19 protein-coding genes and 2 pseudogenes are annotated in these 21,987 nt (G+C 45.3%); 16 read left to right on the top strand and 5 right to left on the bottom strand.

Features of this window, described 5'->3' with window-relative positions:
- Positions 1–239: 239 nt before the first annotated feature.
- From AC3IT7_RS11250 to AC3IT7_RS11230, 5 genes are all read right to left on the bottom strand, one after another.
- Positions 240–1,178 (bottom strand): siderophore ABC transporter substrate-binding protein, encoded by a 939-nt coding sequence (locus AC3IT7_RS11250; RefSeq protein ID WP_489248533.1) that lies wholly within the window; start codon positions 1,176–1,178, stop codon positions 240–242.
- Between the two features lie 9 nt (positions 1,179–1,187).
- Positions 1,188–1,952 (bottom strand): iron ABC transporter ATP-binding protein, encoded by a 765-nt coding sequence (locus tag AC3IT7_RS11245; RefSeq protein ID WP_489248532.1) that lies wholly within the window; start codon positions 1,950–1,952, stop codon positions 1,188–1,190.
- Positions 1,937–2,899 (bottom strand): iron chelate uptake ABC transporter family permease subunit, encoded by a 963-nt coding sequence (locus AC3IT7_RS11240; protein ID WP_159516376.1) that lies wholly within the window; start codon positions 2,897–2,899, stop codon positions 1,937–1,939. The genes AC3IT7_RS11245 and AC3IT7_RS11240 overlap by 16 nt, the downstream gene beginning before the upstream one ends.
- The gene (locus AC3IT7_RS11235) at positions 2,892–3,845 is read right to left on the bottom strand and encodes an ABC transporter permease (RefSeq protein ID WP_489248531.1); all 954 of its coding nucleotides are present in this window, start codon (positions 3,843–3,845) and stop codon (positions 2,892–2,894) included. The genes AC3IT7_RS11240 and AC3IT7_RS11235 overlap by 8 nt, the downstream gene beginning before the upstream one ends.
- A 285-nt stretch (positions 3,846–4,130) precedes the next feature.
- The gene (locus tag AC3IT7_RS11230; protein WP_489248530.1) at positions 4,131–5,012 is read right to left on the bottom strand and encodes a LysR family transcriptional regulator; all 882 of its coding nucleotides are present in this window, start codon (positions 5,010–5,012) and stop codon (positions 4,131–4,133) included.
- A gap of 123 nt (positions 5,013–5,135) precedes the next feature.
- Between AC3IT7_RS11230 and AC3IT7_RS11225 the strand changes: the two genes are divergently transcribed.
- From AC3IT7_RS11225 to AC3IT7_RS11150, 16 genes and pseudogenes are all read left to right on the top strand, one after another.
- The gene (locus AC3IT7_RS11225; protein WP_489248529.1) at positions 5,136–5,930 is read left to right on the top strand and encodes an SDR family NAD(P)-dependent oxidoreductase; all 795 of its coding nucleotides are present in this window, start codon (positions 5,136–5,138) and stop codon (positions 5,928–5,930) included.
- Positions 5,931–7,020: 1,090 nt separating this feature from the next.
- Positions 7,021–7,953 (top strand): LysR family transcriptional regulator, encoded by a 933-nt coding sequence (locus AC3IT7_RS11220; RefSeq protein ID WP_489248528.1) that lies wholly within the window; start codon positions 7,021–7,023, stop codon positions 7,951–7,953.
- A 98-nt stretch (positions 7,954–8,051) separates the two neighbouring features.
- Positions 8,052–9,461, top strand: coding sequence for an FAD-dependent tricarballylate dehydrogenase TcuA (gene tcuA / locus AC3IT7_RS11215; RefSeq protein WP_489248527.1), 1,410 nt, complete (start codon positions 8,052–8,054; stop codon positions 9,459–9,461).
- Positions 9,458–10,603, top strand: a complete 1,146-nt coding sequence (gene tcuB, locus AC3IT7_RS11210) for a tricarballylate utilization 4Fe-4S protein TcuB (RefSeq protein ID WP_489248526.1) — start codon at positions 9,458–9,460, stop codon at positions 10,601–10,603. The genes tcuA and tcuB overlap by 4 nt, the downstream gene beginning before the upstream one ends.
- A 39-nt stretch (positions 10,604–10,642) precedes the next feature.
- Positions 10,643–11,698, top strand: coding sequence for a Bug family tripartite tricarboxylate transporter substrate binding protein (locus tag AC3IT7_RS11205; protein ID WP_489248525.1), 1,056 nt, complete (start codon positions 10,643–10,645; stop codon positions 11,696–11,698).
- A gap of 54 nt (positions 11,699–11,752) precedes the next feature.
- On the top strand, positions 11,753–12,199 hold the full coding sequence (locus AC3IT7_RS11200; protein ID WP_489248524.1) for a tripartite tricarboxylate transporter TctB family protein: 447 nt from the start codon (positions 11,753–11,755) through the stop codon (positions 12,197–12,199).
- Positions 12,200–12,212: 13 nt separating this feature from the next.
- Positions 12,213–13,712: a tripartite tricarboxylate transporter permease gene (locus AC3IT7_RS11195; protein ID WP_489248523.1), complete on the top strand. Its 1,500-nt coding sequence runs from the start codon at positions 12,213–12,215 to the stop codon at positions 13,710–13,712.
- A 49-nt stretch (positions 13,713–13,761) separates the two neighbouring features.
- The gene (locus AC3IT7_RS11190; RefSeq protein ID WP_489248522.1) at positions 13,762–14,811 is read left to right on the top strand and encodes an AbrB family transcriptional regulator; all 1,050 of its coding nucleotides are present in this window, start codon (positions 13,762–13,764) and stop codon (positions 14,809–14,811) included.
- A 14-nt stretch (positions 14,812–14,825) separates the two neighbouring features.
- Positions 14,826–15,761 carry a DUF4116 domain-containing protein gene (locus AC3IT7_RS11185; protein WP_489248521.1) on the top strand — a complete coding sequence of 312 codons (936 nt, stop codon included), beginning with the start codon at positions 14,826–14,828 and terminating at the stop codon, positions 15,759–15,761.
- Positions 15,762–15,821: 60 nt separating this feature from the next.
- Positions 15,822–17,036 (top strand): DcaP family trimeric outer membrane transporter, encoded by a 1,215-nt coding sequence (locus AC3IT7_RS11180; protein WP_489248520.1) that lies wholly within the window; start codon positions 15,822–15,824, stop codon positions 17,034–17,036.
- A gap of 402 nt (positions 17,037–17,438) precedes the next feature.
- Positions 17,439–17,657, top strand: a pseudogene (locus AC3IT7_RS11175) (hypothetical protein); the annotation flags it as partial.
- 74 nt (positions 17,658–17,731) lie between these two features.
- A pseudogene (locus AC3IT7_RS11170) lies at positions 17,732–17,854 on the top strand (IS5/IS1182 family transposase); the annotation flags it as partial.
- Between the two features lie 363 nt (positions 17,855–18,217).
- Complete coding sequence (locus tag AC3IT7_RS11165) at positions 18,218–19,441, top strand: efflux RND transporter periplasmic adaptor subunit (RefSeq protein ID WP_489248519.1); 1,224 nt, start codon at positions 18,218–18,220, stop codon at positions 19,439–19,441.
- Positions 19,438–20,661 (top strand): ABC transporter permease, encoded by a 1,224-nt coding sequence (locus tag AC3IT7_RS11160; RefSeq protein ID WP_475655296.1) that lies wholly within the window; start codon positions 19,438–19,440, stop codon positions 20,659–20,661. Before AC3IT7_RS11165 ends, AC3IT7_RS11160 begins: the two co-directional genes overlap by 4 nt.
- Complete coding sequence (locus AC3IT7_RS11155; protein WP_489248518.1) at positions 20,654–21,370, top strand: ABC transporter ATP-binding protein; 717 nt, start codon at positions 20,654–20,656, stop codon at positions 21,368–21,370. Before AC3IT7_RS11160 ends, AC3IT7_RS11155 begins: the two co-directional genes overlap by 8 nt.
- Before the next feature lie 199 nt (positions 21,371–21,569).
- Positions 21,570–21,986 (top strand): YeeE/YedE family protein, encoded by a 417-nt coding sequence (locus AC3IT7_RS11150; RefSeq protein WP_489250010.1) that lies wholly within the window; start codon positions 21,570–21,572, stop codon positions 21,984–21,986.
- The last annotated feature ends 1 nt before the right edge of the window (position 21,987 follow it).

Genomic DNA, 21,987 nt, shown 5'->3' with positions numbered 1-21,987 from the left:
TTTTATAAAATAGATTTAAAATGAACGACTTAGATTTTGATTTTAATTGACGCCACCCATAATTCTTTCCAAAGTAATCCATCGGAATCTAAAAAAGCCTTTAAACTCGATGTTTAAAGGCTTTTTTTATTGGCATAGAGTCGTTAGGTATTTCAAAGCTAAAAACCTGAGTTGAAGTCTAAGGTTTTGAAAGCTAGTAACTTTAACCAATAAGACATACAGATATCAGGAATTGAATATTATTCTACCACTGCCTCTATTTCCTTAAGCATGGCTTGCATGCCGCCCAGACTATCGTTGATCAAATACCAGGTGCTGGAATCCAGAAAAACAATATGGCCATTTTGGGCAGCTTTGGTCTGTTTGACCAGGTTATTGTCCAGTACCTTGCGTGCACCACCGTCACCTTCGGTAATCGCAGCACTGCGGTCAATCACAAACAGATAGTCCGGATTTTTTTCAGCAATAAATTCATGCGATACCGACATGCCATGTGTCCCCACCTTGATACTTGGGTCCGCTGGCTGGAAGCCGTACAGGTCATGAATCAGGCCAAAACGTGAACCTACGCCGTAAGCAGATAGTTTGTTGTTATTGACCAGAATCACCAATGCGGTCTTATCCCTGGTTTTTTCCTGCAAGGCCTGGATATCTTGAGACAGTGTACTCAGCTGTTGTTCAGCCTCAGTACGTTTGCCCAGCATATCCGCAATGTTCAAGGTATGCTGACGGAAGGAATTAAAACGGTCGCTATAATCCACCTGATTGAAATACACCGGGGCAATTCCCTGAATCTGACCCATCAGGTTTTCCATGCGTCCGCTCATCAGAATCAGCTGCGGCTGGCTTTCGGCAATTTTTTCCAGATTGGGTTCCTTCGCTGTACCGACATTGATATAGCTCTTGCTATTAAACTGCTGTAATGCTGCCGGTAATGGCGTGCCTTGCGGTAGCGCCACCACTTTATCGCTGCCGCCCAAAGTATGGATAGTATTTAAGGAGTTGGTATCCAGAACCGTGATCCGGCTTAACTCCTTGGGAATGCTGATTTTACCAGCCTGACTTTCAAACTGCTGCATTTTAGCCGCTGTGTTCTGGCCAGAAGGCGCATCAGTCGGACTGCATGCGGCCAGCAGACCAGTAACAAGCAGTACGGATACGGTGGTTTTAAATGGCATGAATGTCTCCTAACTAATAAAATACAAACCGAGCTGATGTTGCTGAATCTGCTGAATCGGAATATGAAAATCGAAAATATCCTGCAAAATATCCTCATGCATGATTTGCTGCGGTGTGCCCTGATAGACGAGCGCACCGTGTTTCATGGCAATGATCTGGTCGGCATAGACCGAAGCAAAATTGATGTCATGAATCACCACAATAATTGACTTGCCATGATTGACACACAGATCCTTAAGGACTCGCATGATCTGTGCTGAATGTTTCATATCCAGATTATTCAGCGGTTCATCCAGCAGGATATATTTGGTGTCCTGCGCCAGTACCATGGCAATATAGGCACGCTGGCGTTGTCCACCTGACAGTTCACTCAGTTGCTGGTGTCGCATCGGCTCCAGTTCCATATACTGGATGGACTGGTCAATCATCTGATGATCCTGAGCAGTCAGATGGCCACGTGAATAAGGAAACCGCCCAAATGCCACCAGATCTTCAACCGAAAGACGCAATTCGGTATGGTTGGCCTGTTTTAAAATCGCCATTTTTCTGGCGATCTCGGCATTTTTCATCTGCTGCAAATTTTGCCCGTCCAGAGAAACCTGGCCAGAGTCCGGGCTGATGAGCCGGCTGATGATGCCGAGCAGGGTACTTTTACCGGCACCATTCGGCCCGATAAAGGCCGTGAACTGTCCTTCCGCAATTTCAAGAGACACCTGTCTGACCACGGGTTTTCCATGGTAATGCTTGTCAATATGTTCTAAGACAATTGCCATTTTTTATTGTCCTTCAATAAGATCCAGAAAAAGTACAGTCCGCCGACAAAGTTGATGATGACACTGAGCGTGGTTCGCAGGTTCAACAGATGCAGCACGATAAACTGGCCGACCAGCAGGGCCAGGATTGCAACCAGAATCATTCCGGGAAGTAGAATCTGATGCCGGTGGGTTTTAAAAATTTCCAGACTGATATTCAGTACCAGAAGCCCCAAAAACATCATTGGACCGGCCAGCGCAGTGGCCGAGGCCAGTGCCAGCACCACCAGAATCAGCGAGATCCGGCTTTGGCGGTCATAATTGAGTCCCAGATTCAGGGCATGATCACGGCCCAGTGCCATCACATCAAAAATCCGCACCTGACGCAGACAATAGATCAGGATGGGTAAGATGGTCAGCGTTGACAGGATCAGGGGTTCAATTTTGACAAAATTGAAACTAGCAAAACCGGCATAGACTGCGACCTGAAACTCGTCCGGATCCAGCAGTACCTGAATAAAGGTGCTCATACTGTCAAATAAGGTCGCGCAGATCAGTCCGACCAGCAGCAGGAAATAGATATTTTTTTCTGCTACTTTTTTGAAAATAAAATGGTAGAGCAGTAGCGCAAAAGCCAGCATCAGCGCCAGCGAAATAAAATAATCCGCCACGATATTCAGCGACAAGAGCGCACTGGCTCCAAAGGCATAAATGATCAGGTTTTTGGACAACTCATAGAGTTTGTCCAGACCCAGCGCTTGCGGGGTGACCACCCGGTTATTGACGATACTGTGAAAAATCAGGGTTGAAATCCCGACGGCCGTACCGGCAATCACAATCCCGCAGACGGTTTTAAAACGCAGACTGAGTGCATAGCGCCAGGCTGGCCCCAGATCCCAGCACAGATACAGCAGCAGACTCGCCAGTACTGCACAGCTCAGCAGTAATAATTTTGCCGAATTAGACATGACGATAACTCCGGATCAGCAGCCACAGAAAAATCACACTGCCAAATACGCCCATGATCAGACTGATCGGGATTTCATAGGGATAGATAAGGATGCGGCCGAATACATCACAGATGAGCACCAGCAAGGCACCCAGCAGGGCAGTCGGCGCCAAGGTTTTACGCAGGTTATCACCCAGATACAGGCTGACAATATTCGGGACAATCAGGCCCAGGAAAGGAATTGCACCTACGGTAATCACCACAATGCCGGTAATCACCGAAACCAGGATCAGGCCAATAAATAAAGTCTGGCGATAATTCAGCCCCAGATTGGACGCAAAATCCTGTCCCAGGCCGGCCAGTAAAAAACGCTGAGCAAAAAGATAAATAATAAAAAACAGCGGTACACTGAGATAGATCAGTTCGTATTGCCCGTTTAAAATGGTGGAAAAATCTCCCTGTAGCCAGCCAGCGAGACTTTGCAGTAGATCCATTTGCAGGGCAATAAAGGTGGTAAAGGCCGAAATGATACTGCCGAAGATGATTCCCACCAGGGGGACAAATACCGTATCGCGATGTTTTAGCCGCGATAAAATCGCCATAAAGCCCATTGCGCCGAGCAGGGTTACTACAACTGCAAAACCGGTTTTTAGAAAAATCGATGCAGTTGGCAGCAGAATAATTGAAACCAGTACCCCGAGACGGGCACAGTCATATAATCCGGCCGTGGTCGGGGAGACAAAGCGATTGCGGCTCAAGGTCTGCATAATCAGGCCACAAACACTCAGCCCCGCACCGGCAATCAATATGGCCATTAAACGTGGAAAACGGCTGGTCCAGAACAGTTGCCAGTCATGTGCCTGACCTTGTAATAGACCCCGCCAGCTCATATCTCCGACACCGACTGACAAAGATAATCCTGCACAGAGCAGGAGTAGGATCAGCAGATAGCGATATTTTCTCATGGAGTTTTCATCAGGAATCAGGCGATATAAATATGGAGAAAGCGCACGGCAAAGCGTATGACTATGCCGCGATCTTTCACTTCATGAAGATCATGATTTGCTCATGAAGCAAGTGATTTAAGATTAAAATAGAGCTAAAGCTTAACCAAATAATAAATGTTAATCATTCTCATTATTGTAAATTAATATAAATGAAAATGGGAAATAAGAGCATATAAGCAACGTAGCGTTTTATATTTGCAACAATAAGCTTGAAAAATTTAGGTCAGAGGGTTTATACACACTCTAATTTGTTGAGTAAGTGCTGGATTTTTCCAGTATAAAATCAATCAAAGTGCGTAATTTTTTGGGAATATACTGGTCCTTGCTATAAACCAGATTCAGTTGGCTGTCCTGATAGCCAGCTACATCCAGACGCGCTTCAACCAACTCGCCACGGGCGAGATGGGCATCGATGGCAAGCCGTGGCTGATAAATCACACCCAGCCCATTCAGCGCCAGATCAATCAGGATCAAGCCATTATTACTGCTGCTATTACCACAAATTTGTACCTGACGGTTCTGGCTAAAATGCCAGAGCTGCGCTCCGGCAATCTCTGACTGGGAACAGCCCAGACAATTGTGCTGGCTCAAATCATCCAGACTGTCCGGCAGACCGTATTTTTGCCAGTAGGCCGGACTGGCAGCCACCACCATTTCCACTTTTGCCAACAAGGGGCGGGCAATTAAATAGGGTTCAACCTGCATCCCGAAGCGCAGAATCAGATCTAGCTGTTCCTTTAACAAGTCAGAACGCTCATCGGAAATCTGGATTTCCAGCTCGATCTGTGGGTAGAAGTGCTGGAATTGTTGCAGCTGAGGCAATAGATATTTCTGCCCCAATACGCTTGGCATGGCCAGACGGATTTTGCCTTTGACTTCAGTCTGATCACGTAGCAGATTACTTTCAGTCTCTGCCAGATTGTTCAGAATTTTTTCACAGGTCTGTAAGTACTCGGCGCCACTACGGGTCAGTTCCAGCCGCCGGGTACTGCGCTGTAGCAATTTAAGTTGCAGATGTTGTTCCAGACGTTGTATATGCCGGGTCACCATTGCCGCCGAAATATGATGCTGTTCAGCAGCCCGCACAAAGCTGCCAGCATGCGCCACACTGATAAAAATTTGCATGCTAGTCAGTTTGTCGAACATAGATTATTTATAAATAGTGAATAATGACATTACAACTATGCTAATTATTAAATAAAAAAACAAGTCTATAGTAAGTTGAATCTCAGTCATTGGATTCATTACATGCATATTTCATTAGATCAGAAAACGGCACTGGTCACCTCCGCTACTGCCGGGATCGGTTTTGCTATTGCTCAGGGTCTGGCTGAAGCAGGTGCCAAGCTATTCATTACCGGTCGTCAGACAGAGAAGGTCGATCAGGCGGTGACACAGCTAAAACATCAATTTCCTAATGCCGAGATTTCTGGTTTAGCACTGAATGCTGCCACTGCAGAAGGCTGCGCACAGATTATTGCGGCCTTGCCTCAGGTTGATATTTTGATTAACAACCTGGGTATTTACGGCACCTGCGAATTTAGCCAGATTTCGGATCAGCAATGGTTTGAGTTTTTTGAAACCAATATCATGAGCGGGGTGCGTTTGAGCCGACATTATATGCAGGCTATGCAGCAGCAAGGCTGGGGCAGAATCCAGTTTATTTCCAGTGAATCGGCTTTTAATATTCCGGCCGACATGGTGCATTATGGCATGACTAAATCGGCGATTCAGGGTGTATCGCGTGGTCTTGCCAAGGCACTGGCAGGCAGTGGCGTCACAGTCAATACGGTCTTACCTGGGCCGACCAAAACCGAAGGTGCAATTGTCATGCTGCAAAATATCGCCCGGGAACAGGGTTGCAGCCTGCTTGAAGCTGAACGTTATTTTATTGAACAGCACCGTAACAGCAGTATTATCCGCCGTTTTGCCGAGCCACAGGAAATTGCCAACATGGTGGTTTATGTTGCTTCGGAACAGGCCAGTGCCACTACAGGTGCGGCGCTACGAGTAGAAGGCGGAATTGTTGATAGTATCCATTAAGTAAAAAACACTACGGCCAATTGATTGAAATACCCCTGAAGGCGTTGGCCAGAATGCTTGCGAGTGTTTTGGCTGGCCAGAGGATTGCTAAGACGCTACAGGATGAGCGCTACTATCCGGGACATGATGTAGATCATTATCAAGCGGCCTTAAGGAATGTGAAATTCATGGCTTTAGCCTATGAAAGATGCTTCGTTGCATTCTAAAAAAATATATCTATTCAAACACTGTGGCACCGGATATTACTGGTGTTTCACCGATCTATTTTCCTCCCTTTTTAAGCTGCTTGCAAAATCAGCAATGATGATTTTTCCTTGAGCAGAATCTCGGCCAGTCTGCGCTGCTGGATTGAGTCAATCTACAAATAATTACACTAATTAATGGCCTTTTATCAAAGCAAAATACAGAACATCAAAGCTGGCTGGTATATATTGATCAAATGCATCATACCTTGGTAGCAAGGCAAGTTTTTAGATCGACGATGAGTGCTATGCTTGCACACTGCAAAAAAATGCTCTGAAATGATAAAAGTATGAGCATTTATAATCACTTGTAATAAAGTCGATTCAGTAATACTCAGTCTGGAAAGAGCGATTTAGCGCAGAGAGCTTGATGTTTCATTCATCAAAAAGTGCTCGCTCTATTTATCTTTAGCCGGGTATTAAAAGTCTCGTCTTGCATCTGCCATGAGAAACACGGCTGTGCAAGTAAATGAGGCGAGATAACGGTTCGTCCTGATCAGCATATTTCACAAGTTTCCTATGCTTCAAACTCTGGAAGGGTCTCATCAAAACACTGAATAATCGGCTATGCGCTCTAGCTGGAGCAAGCCATGATGCTGGAGTATTCGGTTGTTTGTGCTCACTCAACGGATGACTCTCGTTGTTCTCTTGTTCAAGTCATTCTCTGGTCTGCGATTCGGGTTAATATAACTGTATGTATAAAATTCATTTGCAATCTATCGTGTTGTACTTAGATTTTTTGTGACTAACTGGAATCTAATTTTATAAATATTTATATATTTATCATGGTTTTAGTGTTTTTATATAGACACCAGGGAATGGTGGTTGCAAGTCAGTAGGGGGAATAAATGGAGCTGAAACAATTAAGATATTTTATATCTATTGTCGAATCAGGGAGCTTGGGTAAGGCGGCTCAGAAACTCGATGTCGGAACCTCGGCCTTGAGTCAGCAAGTTGCCAAACTTGAAGATGAACTCTGCACACGCTTATTGCAAAGAACGTCCACCGGTGTCACGCCTACACCCTCAGGCCTGGCCTTTTTCAAGCAGGCTCAACTGGTATTGCGGCATGCACAATATGCTGTTGAAGCAGCCCACTCATCCCGGCTGACCGGTCATGTGAGTGTCGGTTTTTCTCCCAGTATCGCTTCGGTGCTGGGTGTTCCTTTAATGAAGCTGATGTCAGAACGTTATCCTGACATCAAGATTCATCTGGTAGAAAGCCTATCCGGTAATTTGGCAAATCTGATCAACTCCCGACAACTCGATATAGCGATTGTGTTTACCAATGACGTCGATCCGCAGTGGTCGATACAGCCTTTATTAAAAGAGCAAATGTTCCTGATGACCAATGCTAATTTATTAAGGGAATACGGCTTTGAGGACTGTATAGCAGCCAAAGAAATTGAATTTGAAAAAATTCATCAGTTACCTCTGGTTTTGCCTAGCCAAAGACATGGATTAAGAAAGTTCTTGGATCAGAAAGTTGAACTGTTGAATGTGGCTTATGAAATAGATGGCTTACATCTCTTAATGAACTGTGTACGCCATCTGAATATGGCCACCATTCAACCGGGCAGTGCCTATTTTGAATACCTAAGAGCAGATTTATGTTTTCTTGAAATTGTGCAGCCTGAACTGGATCGGATTAACTATCTGGTGAGTATTTCTGAAGAAGAGCTTTCACCTGCAAGTCTGGCTACAAAAGTCGCCATTAAGGCCTGTATTAAGAATCTGATTAACAATGGATTGTGGCCAAGCGCAGAGCTATTAGACTTTTAGCCTATTTAGTATCAATAAACACCTCTTTAAGATCTACCGCTTACGCTGCCGTTGAGTTTCAGCTTAAATTGCTGCAAATTCGAAAGGGAAGGCATCGAATGCATGATGTAATTGTGATTGGCGGTGGGAATGCCGCTTTATGTGCAGCTTTGACTGCTCGGGAAGCTGGTGTTTCAGTTTTGATTCTGGAGGCTGCACCAAAAGAATGGCGCGGTGGAAACTCTCAGCACACACGTAATTTACGCTGTATGCATGACGAGCCTCAAGACGTACTCATTGATGCCTATCCAGAAGAAGAATACTGGCAAGATTTATTGAAAGTTACTGCTGGTAAAACCAATGAGCATTTAGCACGTCTTGTGATCCGTTCAACAGCCACCTGTCGTGACTGGATGCGTAAACATGGTGTGAACTTTCAGCCACCACTTTCGGGTGCGCTGCATGTCGCCCGTACCAATGCGTTCTTTATGGGCGGCGGTAAAGCCTTGGTGAATGCCTACTTCAGAAGTGCACAAAATCTTGGTGTAGATATTCGTTATAACACCAAAATCAATGAGCTGATTATTGAAGATGGCAAGTTTATCGCGGCAATTGCTGAAGATGGTACACGCTATGAAGGCGCTTCATGTGTACTCGCAGCAGGTGGATTCGAATCGAATCTGGAATGGTTGCGTGAGGCATGGGGCCAAAATGAAAATGGCGAATGGCCAGCAGATAACTTCATTATCCGTGGTACCCGTTTCAACCAGGGTAACTTGCTTAAATTCATGATGGACCAAGGTGCGGACATTATTGGTGATCCTTCTCAATCCCATTGTGTCGCAGTTGATGCACGTGCACCTCTTTATGATGGCGGTATCTGTACCCGGATTGACTGTGTCTCGCTAGGTGTTGTAGTCAATAAAAATGCTGAGCGTTTTTATGATGAAGGCGAAGATTTCTGGCCAAAACGTTATGCCATTTGGGGACGTCTGGTTGCCAAGCAACCTGGTCAAATTGCCTATTCTATTATCGACTCCAAGTCTGTGGGGCGTTTCATGCCACCAGTATTTGAAGGAACCAAAGCTCATTCGATTCAGCAACTGGCCCGTAAGTTAAATCTCGATGAGCAACAGCTCACGCAAACGATTGAAAACTATAACGCGGCATGTGTCAAAGGTGAGTTTAACCATACCGTGTTAGATAATTGCCATACTGAAAACTTGACGCCAGCGAAAACCCATTGGGCGGTACCTCTGGATCAGCCTCCGTTTTATGCCTATGCCTTGAAGCCTGGCATTACTTTTACCTATCTGGGTCTAAAAGTTGAGGATGATGCTGCCGTACGTTTTGATGGCAAGCCAAGTCCAAACTTATTTGTAGCAGGGGAAATGATGGCGGGGAACGTACTCGGTCAAGGTTATACAGCAGGTGTCGGTATGTCGATTGGAACCACTTTTGGTCGTATTGCAGGTAAAAATGCTGCCAAAGCTGCCAAAGCTGCCATTGCACAAGGAGAATGCGCGTGAACGCGGAAACTAAACAACTCATTCCTGTAGTGCAATTGAGTGACAATGAAGCTGAAGTCCAACGTGCCTTACAAATTTGTAATGCCTGCCGCTACTGTGAAACTTTCTGTGCCGTTTTCCCTGCCATGACCAAACGCCTTGAGTTCACTCAGGCGGATATTCATTACATGGCTAACCTGTGCCACAACTGTGGTGCCTGTCTGCATGCCTGCCAATATGCACCGCCACATGAATTTGGCGTGAATATTCCACAAGCGATGGCACAAGTGCGTCTGGAAACCTATCAGGAATTTGCAGTTCCGGCTTCTTTTGGGGCGATTTACAAGAAGACAGGCATTACTTTGGTTTCTGTCATGACCGTGATCTTCTTCCTGCTGATGCTCGGTGGGGTATGGGTCAATGGCACGGACTTGTTTGGTCAATACCAGGGCGATTTTTATGCGATTTTCCCGCATAACTTCTTGGCCCTACTGTTTGGTTCGGTATTTATCATCGCCATCCTGCTCTTAGGTCTGGGCGTTGCAAAATTCTGGAGACAGACCTCAGAAATTATTCCGGAAGGCGTAGCACAACCGGATATCCTGCAAGCCTCTAAAAATGTCCTGACCCTGAAATATCTGGATGGCGGACATGGCAAAGGCTGTAATGAAGAAGATGACCGTTATACCCAGATTCGCCGTGTATTCCATCATTTCACCATGTATGGCTTTTTACTCTGCTTCCTGGCGACCAGCGTTGCAACTTTCTACCATTACTTCCTGGGTCTGTCAGCACCGTATGCTTATAGCAGCCTGCCTGTTATTTTTGGAACACTCGGCGGTATTGGCCTGGTAGTTGGCCCGATTGGCTTGCTCTATCTGAATATCAAACGCCATCCATTACATGGTGATGCGAAGCAAAAACCAATGGACCGTGGCTTTATCTTCCTGTTGTTACTGATTAGCATCACCGGCCTTGCGTTATTGGCTTTCCGTGATAGCTCAGCAATGGCGTTATTACTGATCATTCACTTGGCAACAGTGATGACCTTCTTCCTGACGATTCCTTTTGGTAAGTTCGCTCACGGTTTCTACCGTAGTGCAGCCTTGCTGAAGTTTGCAGTAGAAGAGCGTATTGCCAAACTTAAGGCAAAAACAAAGTAAGCAAGCACCCAAACCACAAGGGGACCATGGAGGTCGATGATGGCTATAGGTAAGAAACTTGAAATCTTAAATGGAAAATCTGGTTATAAGGACATATCAATGATGAAAAATTTAAAGCTAGTTGCGTTGGCGTGTGCCAGTGTTGTGATTGCAGGGTGTAGTGCTGGAAATGCATCTAAAGAGCCTGGTCATCCCAAGCGTGCAGAATGTATTGCACCTGCCAAGCCAGGTGGCGGTTTTGACATGACCTGCAAACTGATTCAGTCAGGTTTTAAACAGACTGAAGTCCTGGAAGATCCGATTCGCGTGACTTACATGCCAGGCGGCGTGGGCGCAGTAGCTTATAACAAAATTGTCGGAAATGACCCTGCCAATAACAATGCGGTAATTGCATTCTCAACCGGTTCATTATTGAACCTGGCACAAGGTAAATTCGGCAACTTTACTGAAAAAGACGTGAAATGGCTGTCAGGTGTGGCAGTGGATTATGGTCTGGTCGCAGTACATAAAGACTCGCCATTCAAGAATCTTGATGACCTGATGAAAGCACTCAGTGCCAATCCGAAAGGTATTAGCTTTGGCGGTGCAGGCAGTGTAGGTGGTCAGGACTGGATGCAGACTGCAATTTTGGCGAAAAAAGCCGGTATTAACCCGGCAGATATGAGCTTTGTTGCACTTGAAGGCGGTGGTGAAGTACTGACTTCGTTACTTGGTCAGCATATCCAGGTGGGTGTAGGCAATGTCAGTGAAGTGGGTTCACATTTAAAGGCCGGCTCTATCCGTGTCCTTGCCGTATTCTCAAAAGACCGTCTAGAAGGCAAATTTTCAACACTTCCGACTGCGATTGAACAGGGCTATGACCTGGAATGGCCTGTGATCCGTGGTTTCTATATGGGACCAAAAGTTAGCGATGAAGCTTATGACTGGTGGAAAAATGCCTTCGATAAAATGATGGCCAATTCAAAATTCGATGCAGTACGTGAAAATCAAGACTTGTTGCCATTTGAGCTAACCGGCGAAGAGCTGACGGCATATGTGTATAAGCAGACTGAAGAAATGCGTCAATTATCGGAAGAATATAAATTATCAAAATAACAAACAGACTGAGCTAAAACTGATGTTTTAGCTCAGTTTTTGTTTAGAGGGAAGATGATGAAATCTGAACGCATTCTGACAGGAATTATAGCAATCTGCGGATTCGCTTTATTGATTTATGCCTGCAAGTTTGAAGCCCCAATCTCTTATGACCCAGTGGGTCCTAAAGCGTTTCCCATTTTATTGATGGGACTGATTACGGCCAGTGCAGTGTATTTAACGGTTCGTCCGGCCATTATGTTTGAACCTGTAGAACTGGGTTGGACCAAACATTTATTGGGCAAGCTTGTACTGTGTGCTGCAGCACTCACAGTGTATGCCGTGATATTTGAATGGCTGGGCTTTGTTGTTGCCACCCTACTAATGACGATGGCAGTGGGCAAACTCTTCAATGGGAAAACGATCCCGGTAGTTATTACAGGTCTGATACTAAGTCTCAGTACCTATTATCTGTTCGATCGTGTACTCGATGTCCCATTACCACTTGGATTCTTCGGTTAAGGATGACAACCCTATGGATGTATTAAGTTTTTTAATGATGGGTTTTGAGGTTGCCTTACAACCTCAAAATCTCCTGATCGCCTTCATCGGTGCATTTATTGGAACTGTGGTCGGCCTGTTGCCTGGCTTAGGTCCAATTAATGGTGTTGCCATCCTGTTGCCTTTTGCATATGCCTTGGGTTTGCCGGTCGACAGTGCGCTGATCTTGTTGGCAGCGGTCTATCTGGGCTGTGAATACGGTGGCCGTATTTCTGCCATTTTGCTCAATGTACCAGGCGATGCCGGTGCCATTATGACCACGCTGGATGGTTTTCCATTGGCACAGCAAGGTAAGGCCGGAATTGCCTTATCACTCTCCTCCATCAGTTCCTTTATTGGTAGTACCATAGCTTTTATCGGGATCGTATTGTTTGCGCCAATCCTTGCAAAATGGGCGATTTCCTTTGGACCTGCGGAATACTTTGCACTGATGGTGTTTGCCATTGTTTGCTTAACTGGTCTGGTCAGCACGCAACCATTTAAAACCCTGATCATGGCACTCATGGGCCTAGGTTTATCAACTGTGGGTATGGATGCCATTACCGGTGTATATCGTTTTACCTTTGACAGCGTTGGCTTAAGTGACGGTATTGCCTTTACTACAGTAGTGATCGGTTTGTTCAGTATCAGTGAAATTTTACTGTTGCTGGAACGTACCACGATGGGTAAAGTCGTTTTAGAGCAAGGCAAACGTTCGCTGTTTAACTTAAAAGAATTTTTAAGTGCGCTAGCAACCATGATTCGTGGTTCACTTATTGGCTTCTTCTCGGGTATTTTACCAGGTGCAGGGGCGAGTGTTGCCAGTGCCATGGCCTATACCACTGAACGTAAAATGGCCAAGGATAGCAGCAAATTTGGTAAAGGTGACTTACGTGGTCTTGCGGCACCTGAAAGTGCCAACAATGCAGCAGCATGTGGTTCATTCGTACCAATGTTGACCTTGGGTGTACCAGGTTCTGGTACAACTGCGGTCATGATGGGCGCATTAATGATGTATAACATCACCCCAGGCCCACAATTGTTTACCGAACAGCCAGCATTGGTCTGGGCGCTGATTGCATCATTAATGATTGGTAACATCATTCTGTTGGTATTAAACCTACCTTTAGTAGGCTTCTTTGCACGCTTACTCAGTATTCCAAGCTATATCCTGATTCCAATTATTGCGACTGTCAGCTTCGTGGGCGTATACGCAATTCACAGTACCATTTTCGACTTGTTACTGTGCATGGGCTTAGGGATTATCGGTTATGTCCTGAGAAAGTTTGACTTCCCGTTGGCCCCATTGATTCTTGGTTTTGTACTTGGTGAGTTGATGGAATCGAATTTACGTCGTGCACTGTCTATTTCTCAAGGCGAATTAAGCATCTTGTGGAGCAGTAATATCAGTATCATACTTTGGGTAATGTCTGCATTACTGCTGATCTTGCCGATTGTGCGTAAATACATGTTTATTAAGAAGCAAAAATCTTAATTTAACTTTAATAATGGTCAGCGTTTGCTGGTCATTATGATTTAGGATCATGAAAAAAATAATATCGAATGCCAAAGGACTGGCGATTGCTCTGATCGGGGCACTACTCGCAAATTATCTTCACATTCCCTTGCCGTGGCTGCTAGGCCCCTTGCTGGCTGCTTTGCTGTGCGGCAGTGTTGGGCGACCACTTGAATGTGATCCGTGTTGGCGCAAGGCTGGACAGGTCATTATTGGCATGGCTTTGGGCCTATATTTCACTCCTGATTTAGTACAGGCAGTGGCGGCCTACTGGGGCTTTATTCTGTTTGGGATTGTCTGGTCTTTGCTATTAGGGACCTTGCTGGCTGCATTGCAATATAAGGTCAATGGTCTGGACTGGGCAACGGCCTGGTTTTCATCCGCCATTGGTAGCGCCAGTGAAATGGTCAATATTGCGGAGCGTCAGCAGGCACAAGTTGAAAAGGTGGTGGCCGCACACAGTTTAAGAATTGTGGTCCTGGTGGTCTTGGTTCCTATATTTATGGCGCTGTATTTTCAGGTGGACTGGTCCAATGTGAATATACAGAAGACAGAACCTTATGGATTTGTTCAGGTCTTGCTGCTGTTTGCACTGGCATTGCTGTCTGGAAAAATCTTTCAAGGCCTGAATATTCTGAATGCCTGGATTTTAGGTCCACTTAGCATGATTGGATTGCTGTCTTTTCTCGGCGTGCTGCAGTTTAGCTTTCCAGAGTGGTTTATTTTTTTGGGACAGCTCTGTATCGGCTGGTCACTGGGTAGCAAATTTCCATTCGATTTTTTAAAAAACAATAAAAAATTTATCGGTTTGACTTTTATTTTTAATGTGCTGGCTTTGGCAGTGTCGATCATTGTTGCCTTGTTATTGGTTCGCATAAGCCATGCCGATGAACAGATCCTGATTCTGGGATTCTCTCCCGGCGGCATTGCAGAAATGTCACTGACCGCAAAAGCTTTAGGCCTGGCAGTGCCGATTGTGGTGGCATTTCAATTGTCCCGGCTGATTTTTGTCATTGTGACGACCAATTATTTTTACCAGCTGAGTAAACGTATATTTTTTAAATCTATGGATAGATAACAGAAGGTGGGTGTATGAATAGTGATGTATATGGAAGGCTTTCTTATGCAGACAGCTTGTATAAGGTTCAGCGTGATGGCCTTCTTTTAAAATATATTCAGCATCAGGACATCAAGCTGTGCACTGAAGCCGTCAAAAATAATCCCCGGGCACTGAAATATGTACATAAGCAAAATGATGAGATGTGCTTGCAAGCGGTGTCCATTTGTGGCAATACGCTTAAATATGTAGAAAACAAGACCGATGAGATCTGTTTAAAAGCACTAGAAAATGAAGGTCTGGCAATTCGCTATATCAATAGCCCAACAGCCCAGATGTGTTTGACCGCGGTGCGACAAAACGGTTTTGCACTTAAGTTTATTCGACAGCAGAATGAATTTTTGTGTAAAACAGCGGTTTTTAACAATCCCTATGCAATTAAATATGTACAAGATAAAAGCCAGGAAATATGTCTATTGGCCGTGCGTGCCGATGGCAATACCTTGCAATATATGCATCAGCCCAGTGATCTGATTTGTGAAGAGGCGGTCAGGTCCAAAGCAGAAGCGATCAAATATATTTATGATCCCAGCGACTATATTTTAAAACTGGCATTAAAGAAAAAACCTTATGTTATTCAATATGTAAAAGAATGCCATGAAGGCGTGTGGCTGGATGCGATCCAGAAAAATTCCTCAGTGATTAAATTCCTGAAAAATAAAAATGAAAAATTAATTATTTATGCCATCCGGCAGAATCCGACCTCTATTAAATATCTCGATGAACAGCCAGAACATTTATGCAAACTGGCGATTTCTCTGGATTACGAGGCGATTGCCGCAGTGAAATATCAATCAGAAAGCCTGTGTTTGTTTGCACTTTCAAAGTCCAGACATGCGATTAATTTTATTAAACAGAAATATAAGAGTGAAATTGTGAAAAACAAGTATCTAGAACTGTACGGAGGATAAAAAGGAAACATCATTGTTAAATGTAGTGGATAAAAATAGATTGATTTTTAAAGGATTAATATGAAATTTTATAATGTGGCTTTTATACTCCTGGGTAGTACGGTTATTTCTACAGCCTATGCTGATCAAACAGAACTGACGGAAATTGAGAAATTAAAATCAGAAATTTCTGAGCTTAAACAGATGATCCAGGTGCAGCAAGGATCCGGGGCAAGTATCGCGGCACAGCAGGAACAACAACAACCGCCAGTAGCCAATAAATGGCAATCGCAATCTGGTGCAGAAGTTAATTTATATGGTTTTATCCGCAGTGATGTCGCTTATCAATTTGAAGGGGCAAAAGGCATGTTCAACAGTATTCATACTGTTGCATTAGAAGGTTCAGCGGATAAAAAAGCCACGGAAGATCGTTTTGATAGCACCATGACCACCACTCGTATTGGTCTGGATTTTAGTACGCCATCTGGTGAAAAGCCACTGAAGGGTAAAATTGAAATGGACTTCCGCGGCGGAAGTGACAAAGATACTTTACGCCTGCGCCATGTTTATTTAAGTTATGACCGCTGGCTGATTGGTCAGACCACATCGAGTTTCTTGTCCACCGAGACAGCACCTGAAATGCTGGACTTTAATACGGCCCTGGGCGGCGGTACCACGCGTAATCCAATGCTGCGTTATTCTCAGCCGATTAACTCATCAACGCTGTATTTTTTAAGCTTGGAAAAGGGGAATGATGAAAATCGTCTGCCATTATTGGCGACTAAGCTGAGACATGACTTTGCTGAAGGCAATGGTTTAATCACTGCACGTGGATTGCTGCAGGAAGTGCGTCTACGCAATGCGGATGATGAAACCGAGTTGGGGTGGGGCGCAGCACTGGGTTTACGTTATAAATTTAGCCCGTCTTGGCTGCTAAATGCCAATTACTCGCATGTGTCAGGCGATAACAAAATCTTATTGGCAAGCTCAGATAATCGCCGTTATATCCAGGAAAATGGTGATATCGAACTGATTGACTTTGATGCTTTCCAGGTTGGTACGACCTACCATTTTAATGAAAAGCTGAGAAGCAGTCTGGGTTATGGCGCGCTTATCTATGATGAGAACAATGACACTGGCAACAAGAAGCTGCAACAGGGCTGGGTCAATATGATGTACAAACCCTTTAAACCACTGACCTTTGGGGTGGAATATGTTTATGGGGAGCGTAATACCGTTGACAATCTGCAAGGTAAAGACAGCCGTCTGGAAATGATGGCGAAGTATGATTTTTAAACTGCGGTGCCGGTTGAAAAGCTCATATTAATATCATGATAAGCTAGAGGCTGAGGCTTCTAGCTTATATCTTTCATCAGCTTTAAATTCGTCCCATGCCGCAACAATAGTCTTTAATATCTTTTGGCTCTCGATTCTGCCAACCTGACTTTGCTTTGCCATAGCGGACGTATATATCCTTGAACATTATTACAATGTTAAGTGCAGCGCATCCTAAAATCTTCTTGTAAATATTACATCCTGAATTTTGATTCCTGCAAGATTCTAAAATAGTGCAAGGTACGCAATCTGATTTTTTTAAATGCCTGTTAACACTATGGGGCTTAGGCAGTAAATATAAGCAAAATATATAGTAACTTCATAATATAAAAGGTTTTTTGAAAAACCTATTCTTGAAGGCTTATTCAGCAATATCATTTCCAAAGGAAGAAGCCTGGACATCAAAACTACAGTACAACGAACTGGTCAGCTTATAACCGGGCATTCATAAATCAAGCAAATATCTCGATTTACTTTGATCCTACGACTCAATGGTATGCTCGCCCACAAGGCAGATACGGGTGAAATCAGACTAATGCCAATGCCGCGATTCAGTGCTGTTGAATGATCAAATCGCTATTTTGACTCTCTTTAGGCATGGTCACAGGATTTGTTCAGAGCCTGATTAAACTCTTCTTGCGAAGCAGTGCTTCTCAGGTGATAAACTCAGTGCCAGGAATTTTGATAGTCAAGTCAACGAGATTCATGCACCTGTGGCAGTCTTAAATAAATTGATGATATTCGGCCGACCTCATACCCTAGTTGCCACTTCAATTTGAGTCTAAATTTGAGTCGCTGAGGAGAGTTTGCTTTTTAAATCTTTTTGGAACAAAGCCATAAAAAATAAAAGCTTATACAGATTTAAAGGAGAAAAGCTTTTAAAATTAATAAAAATAAACTGTTCAAATAGCTACATACTGTAATATTGAAGAAGCTAAAGGCTTAACAAGCAAAGCTTTTTTGAGCAACATCAAGGACAGAAAGAGATACAGCTTAAAACAATCAGAATTGGAATCATGAGCCAGACAAAGTTCTGTAAACTTGATTAGAAATTTTTATCAATTTGAAATATAAAAGAATACAGCTAGAGATGTATCTTGGTAATTCAAATATGATATTTAAAACTCATTGGAGATTCTCAGTTGCGCGCTGCACGCTATAAAATTCTGCTCATTATCGTCTTGTTACTGGCAGTCGCTTATGCTCTGTTTCACTGGTGGCAAGGGCCGGTTTTACCGAGCTATACCTTGAGCACAATGCCGCTGGTGCAAAATGTAGTGGCCACCGGACGTGTGGCCACAGTCTCGCGTGCTCAGGTAGGTAGTGAAATTAGCGGTGTGGTGCTTGAACGGCGGGTAACAGAAGGAGACCAGGTTAAACCGGGTGACCTTTTGGTGGTACTTAAGTCGGATGAACTACAGGCCCAGGTACGTCAGGCAGAGCTGGCGCTGACTGAACTGGCTACCAGCAGACGGCCACAGGCAGCCGCAGAACTGGCCAGCGCCAAAGCACAACTGGAACAGGCCAGTCGTGAAGCAGCGCGCAGACGCAATGCAGAAGCGGGTATTCTTTCGGCTGAAGAAATAGAGCAGGCCCTGGAAGCCGAACGGGTTGCGCGCAACAATTATGAAACCACGCGAGTAAAAGCGGCAGCACTGGCCGCGGGACAAGTTGAAGAAGCGACCCTTCGGGAACAGCTTGCGGTGGCACAGGCTCAACTGGCCAAAACCAAAATTCGGGCTGCAGTTGCCGGGACGGTACTGACACGGGATGTCGAACCGGGTGATCTGGTTCAGCCGGGGCAAACGTTATTTACTATTGCCTTGACCGGAAATACAGAAATCCGGGTGCCGCTCGATGAACGCAATTTACCGCAGCTGGCCCTGGCACAACCTGCCACGGTTATTAGTGATGCCTATCCGGATCAATCCTTTCCGGCACGTATTAACTTTATTGCCCCGAGTATTGATCCGCAGCGTGGTACGGTAGAAGTGCGTTTAACCGTTAACCCGGTGCCAGATTTTCTGCGTCAGGACATGACTGTATCGGTGAATGTCGAGACAGATAAACGGCAGCGGGCACTGGCCATTCCCAATGATGCACTTACCAATATTAAAGGCAATAAAGCAGTAGCGGTGTTGGTACGTGACGGGAAAATACAGCGCCAACAGGTGACTTTAGGTTTACGTGGTCTGGCCATGTCAGAAGTAAGCTCAGGGTTGAATGAGGGTGATCAGGTGCTGGCCAATGCCGAGTCGACCTTGCCAGAAGGGGCAAGAGTGCGACTCAAGCCACAAGATCCCTCAGTGGTCAACCCGAGTGAGGCCAATGACAGCAAAAATGAATTACCGGTGAAACTGGATTGAAAAAATTTTTCGAGCGGCTTTGGATCGAATGGAAAATCGCGGTCAGTTTTTTGCGCGAGGGTCGCGCGCAGTCCATTATGATTACGGTCGGTGTTGCCGTCGGCGTGGCCGTGATCGTGTTTATCACCGCTTTAATTCAGGGCTTACAGGCCAATATTGTTGAACGTACTTTGGGTACTCAGGCACATATCCGTCTGCTCTCGCCCGATGAAGTCAACCAGATTGTGCCGCCCCCCGCAGGAACGCTGCAATTGTTGCAGGAAGACAAACGCGCCCAGCGACTGCGTTCTATCAATAATTGGCAGCAGATTACCGAAACACTAGATCAGTTACCTATACTGACGGCTGTCTCTCCGGTGGTCTCGGGTCCGGCCTTTGTACAACGCGGTGATGCGATTGAATCTGTGGCCCTGGTCGGTATGGATCTGGAGCGTTATCAGCAGATTATTCCATTAAAAGAATATTTAACCAGTGGCCAGTTACGCGTTGGCGCAGATGATGTGCTGATCGGCAGTCAGTTGGCCAAAGACCTCGGTGTTCAGGTCGGTAGCAAGTTGCGACTGGATACCGGTCAGCAAAACAGTGCCTTGGTGAATATTGCCGGTATATTTGAACTGGGTGTACGCGAACTGGATGCACGTTATGTTTATCTGGACTTGAAACAGGCCCAGTCTTTACTCGGCCTGCCAGGCGGCGTGACTGTTATTGATCTGACCATTAACGATATTTTCGAGGCGGATAATATTGCGGCACAAGTCGGACGCCTGACCTCATTAAAGGCCGAAAGCTGGATTGCAACCAATGCCCAGTTAATGAATGCAATTACGGCACAAAGCCTGTCCACCAATATGATTATTGTCTTTGTGGCCATTTCAGTGGCCTTTGGCATTGCCAGTGTGATGTCGGTCAGCGTGGTACAGCGTACCCGGGAAATTGGTATTTTACGCGCGACAGGTGCCACGCAGTCACAAATTTTAAGAATATTCCTGTTTCAGGGCGCTATATTTGGCCTGCTCGGCTCGGTTGTTGGCAGTGTTGCCAGTTACGGTCTGGTCTGGGTGTTTAATAATTTTGGCCCCGGATTATTCTATATTCCAATTTCGATCGAGCTGGTCTTGGTGGCTTTATTGCTGGCGACATTAACAGGCGTATTAGCTGCTGCAGTACCATCACGCCGGGCAGCAGCACTCGATCCGGTGGAGGCGATCCGTCATGTCTGAACAATCTCAAGAAGTTCTGCGTCTAGAAGCGCTGCGTAAATCTTATAATATTGGTCAGCCCAATGAAATTGAAGTCTTGCACGGCATTGATCTGTGTATTGAACGTCAGGACTTTGCTGCACTGATTGGGCCTTCTGGCTCTGGCAAAAGTACGCTACTGAATATTCTCGGGTTACTGGATCAACCGAGTAGTGGCGAACTGTATTTGCTGGGACAGCCGACCAGTGCCATGGACGACCGCAGCCGGACTGCCTTACGTGGCAATAGTATCGGCTTTGTATTTCAGTTTCATCACCTGATTCAGGCCTTTACTGCACTGGATAATATCTTGATGCCCTTGATGATGACCCGAGGCAAACCGGGGCAGCAAGGTCTGCAGCGGGCACGTGAGTTACTGGCTGCAGTAGGGCTGGAAAAGTTCGCTGACCGTAAGCCGAATGAGCTTTCCGGTGGGCAGCAACAGCGGATTGCGATTGCGCGGGCTTTGATTACAGAGCCAGCCTTGCTTCTGGCCGATGAACCCACCGGTAACCTGGATACCCAGACTGCCGGAGACATGTTTGAGCTGTTCCGTAAAGTGCATCGTGAACGCGACTGCGCGGTATTGCTGGTGACGCACGACCCGCGTCTATCTGCCACTTGTGACCGAACGATTAATCTGGTTGATGGCCGGATCCAGAGTGACTCGCATACTGCTCATCCAGCTTAAGCGGAGACTAAGCAGATAGCGAACGACTTCCTCCAGATTTTACTGATCAGACCGGTCTTTGAAACGGGAAGCAAAATGGAATGATAGGTCTTGGATTGAGCGATGTCATCGCCCAGATACACAAATTAAATAGGACAAAACTTGATTGATATGTATTTTAATATAATATTAAAACATATAGTGTTTGAAGTGAAATATGATGCATGATTTTCTGAGTGCTTTTCTTGGCGGCTTACTCCTCGGTATTGCCGTGGTGGGTTATCTGTATATTCATGGCAGGATTGCAGGCATTAGTGGTCTGATCGGGCAGGTACTCAATCCTCAAACCATTTTCAAAACGCCAGCAATCTGGTTTTTACTGGGTCTGATCGTCATACCATTTGTTTATGGACTATGGCTACAACCTGAAATTGAACTAAATGCCAGCCCGTGGATGATGATCATTGCCGGTTTGCTGGTCGGTTTTGGCACCCGTTTAGGTTCAGGGTGTACCAGTGGGCATGGTATTTGTGGTATCAGCCGTTTATCTGGACGTTCACTACTGGCAACTGTGCTGTTCATGCTCGCGGGTTTTGTAACGGTCTACCTGATTCGTCATCTATGGGGAGCACGCTAAA

The sequence above is a fragment of the Acinetobacter sp. KH_038 genome (assembly GCF_057839405.1).
This window is presented reverse-complemented; position numbering and strand designations above follow the sequence as displayed.

Excerpts from the sequence above, each read along its gene's own strand:
- AC3IT7_RS11155 (WP_489248518.1), top strand. The coding sequence starts at position 20,654 with ATGTCTGAACAATCTCAAGAAGTTCTGCGTCTAGAAGCGCTGCGTAAA.
- AC3IT7_RS11235 (WP_489248531.1), bottom strand. The coding sequence starts at position 3,845 with ATGAGAAAATATCGCTATCTGCTGATCCTACTCCTGCTCTGTGCAGGA.
- AC3IT7_RS11180 (WP_489248520.1), top strand. The coding sequence starts at position 15,822 with ATGAAATTTTATAATGTGGCTTTTATACTCCTGGGTAGTACGGTTATT.
- AC3IT7_RS11195 (WP_489248523.1), top strand. The coding sequence starts at position 12,213 with ATGGATGTATTAAGTTTTTTAATGATGGGTTTTGAGGTTGCCTTACAA.
- tcuA (WP_489248527.1), top strand. The coding sequence starts at position 8,052 with ATGCATGATGTAATTGTGATTGGCGGTGGGAATGCCGCTTTATGTGCA.
- AC3IT7_RS11225 (WP_489248529.1), top strand. The coding sequence starts at position 5,136 with ATGCATATTTCATTAGATCAGAAAACGGCACTGGTCACCTCCGCTACT.
- AC3IT7_RS11150 (WP_489250010.1), top strand. The coding sequence starts at position 21,570 with ATGCATGATTTTCTGAGTGCTTTTCTTGGCGGCTTACTCCTCGGTATT.
- AC3IT7_RS11230 (WP_489248530.1), bottom strand. The coding sequence starts at position 5,012 with ATGCAAATTTTTATCAGTGTGGCGCATGCTGGCAGCTTTGTGCGGGCT.
- AC3IT7_RS11205 (WP_489248525.1), top strand. The coding sequence starts at position 10,643 with ATGGCTATAGGTAAGAAACTTGAAATCTTAAATGGAAAATCTGGTTAT.
- AC3IT7_RS11240 (WP_159516376.1), bottom strand. The coding sequence starts at position 2,899 with ATGTCTAATTCGGCAAAATTATTACTGCTGAGCTGTGCAGTACTGGCG.
- AC3IT7_RS11185 (WP_489248521.1), top strand. The coding sequence starts at position 14,826 with ATGAATAGTGATGTATATGGAAGGCTTTCTTATGCAGACAGCTTGTAT.
- AC3IT7_RS11250 (WP_489248533.1), bottom strand. The coding sequence starts at position 1,178 with ATGCCATTTAAAACCACCGTATCCGTACTGCTTGTTACTGGTCTGCTG.
- AC3IT7_RS11220 (WP_489248528.1), top strand. The coding sequence starts at position 7,021 with ATGGAGCTGAAACAATTAAGATATTTTATATCTATTGTCGAATCAGGG.
- AC3IT7_RS11245 (WP_489248532.1), bottom strand. The coding sequence starts at position 1,952 with ATGGCAATTGTCTTAGAACATATTGACAAGCATTACCATGGAAAACCC.
- AC3IT7_RS11190 (WP_489248522.1), top strand. The coding sequence starts at position 13,762 with ATGAAAAAAATAATATCGAATGCCAAAGGACTGGCGATTGCTCTGATC.
- AC3IT7_RS11200 (WP_489248524.1), top strand. The coding sequence starts at position 11,753 with ATGATGAAATCTGAACGCATTCTGACAGGAATTATAGCAATCTGCGGA.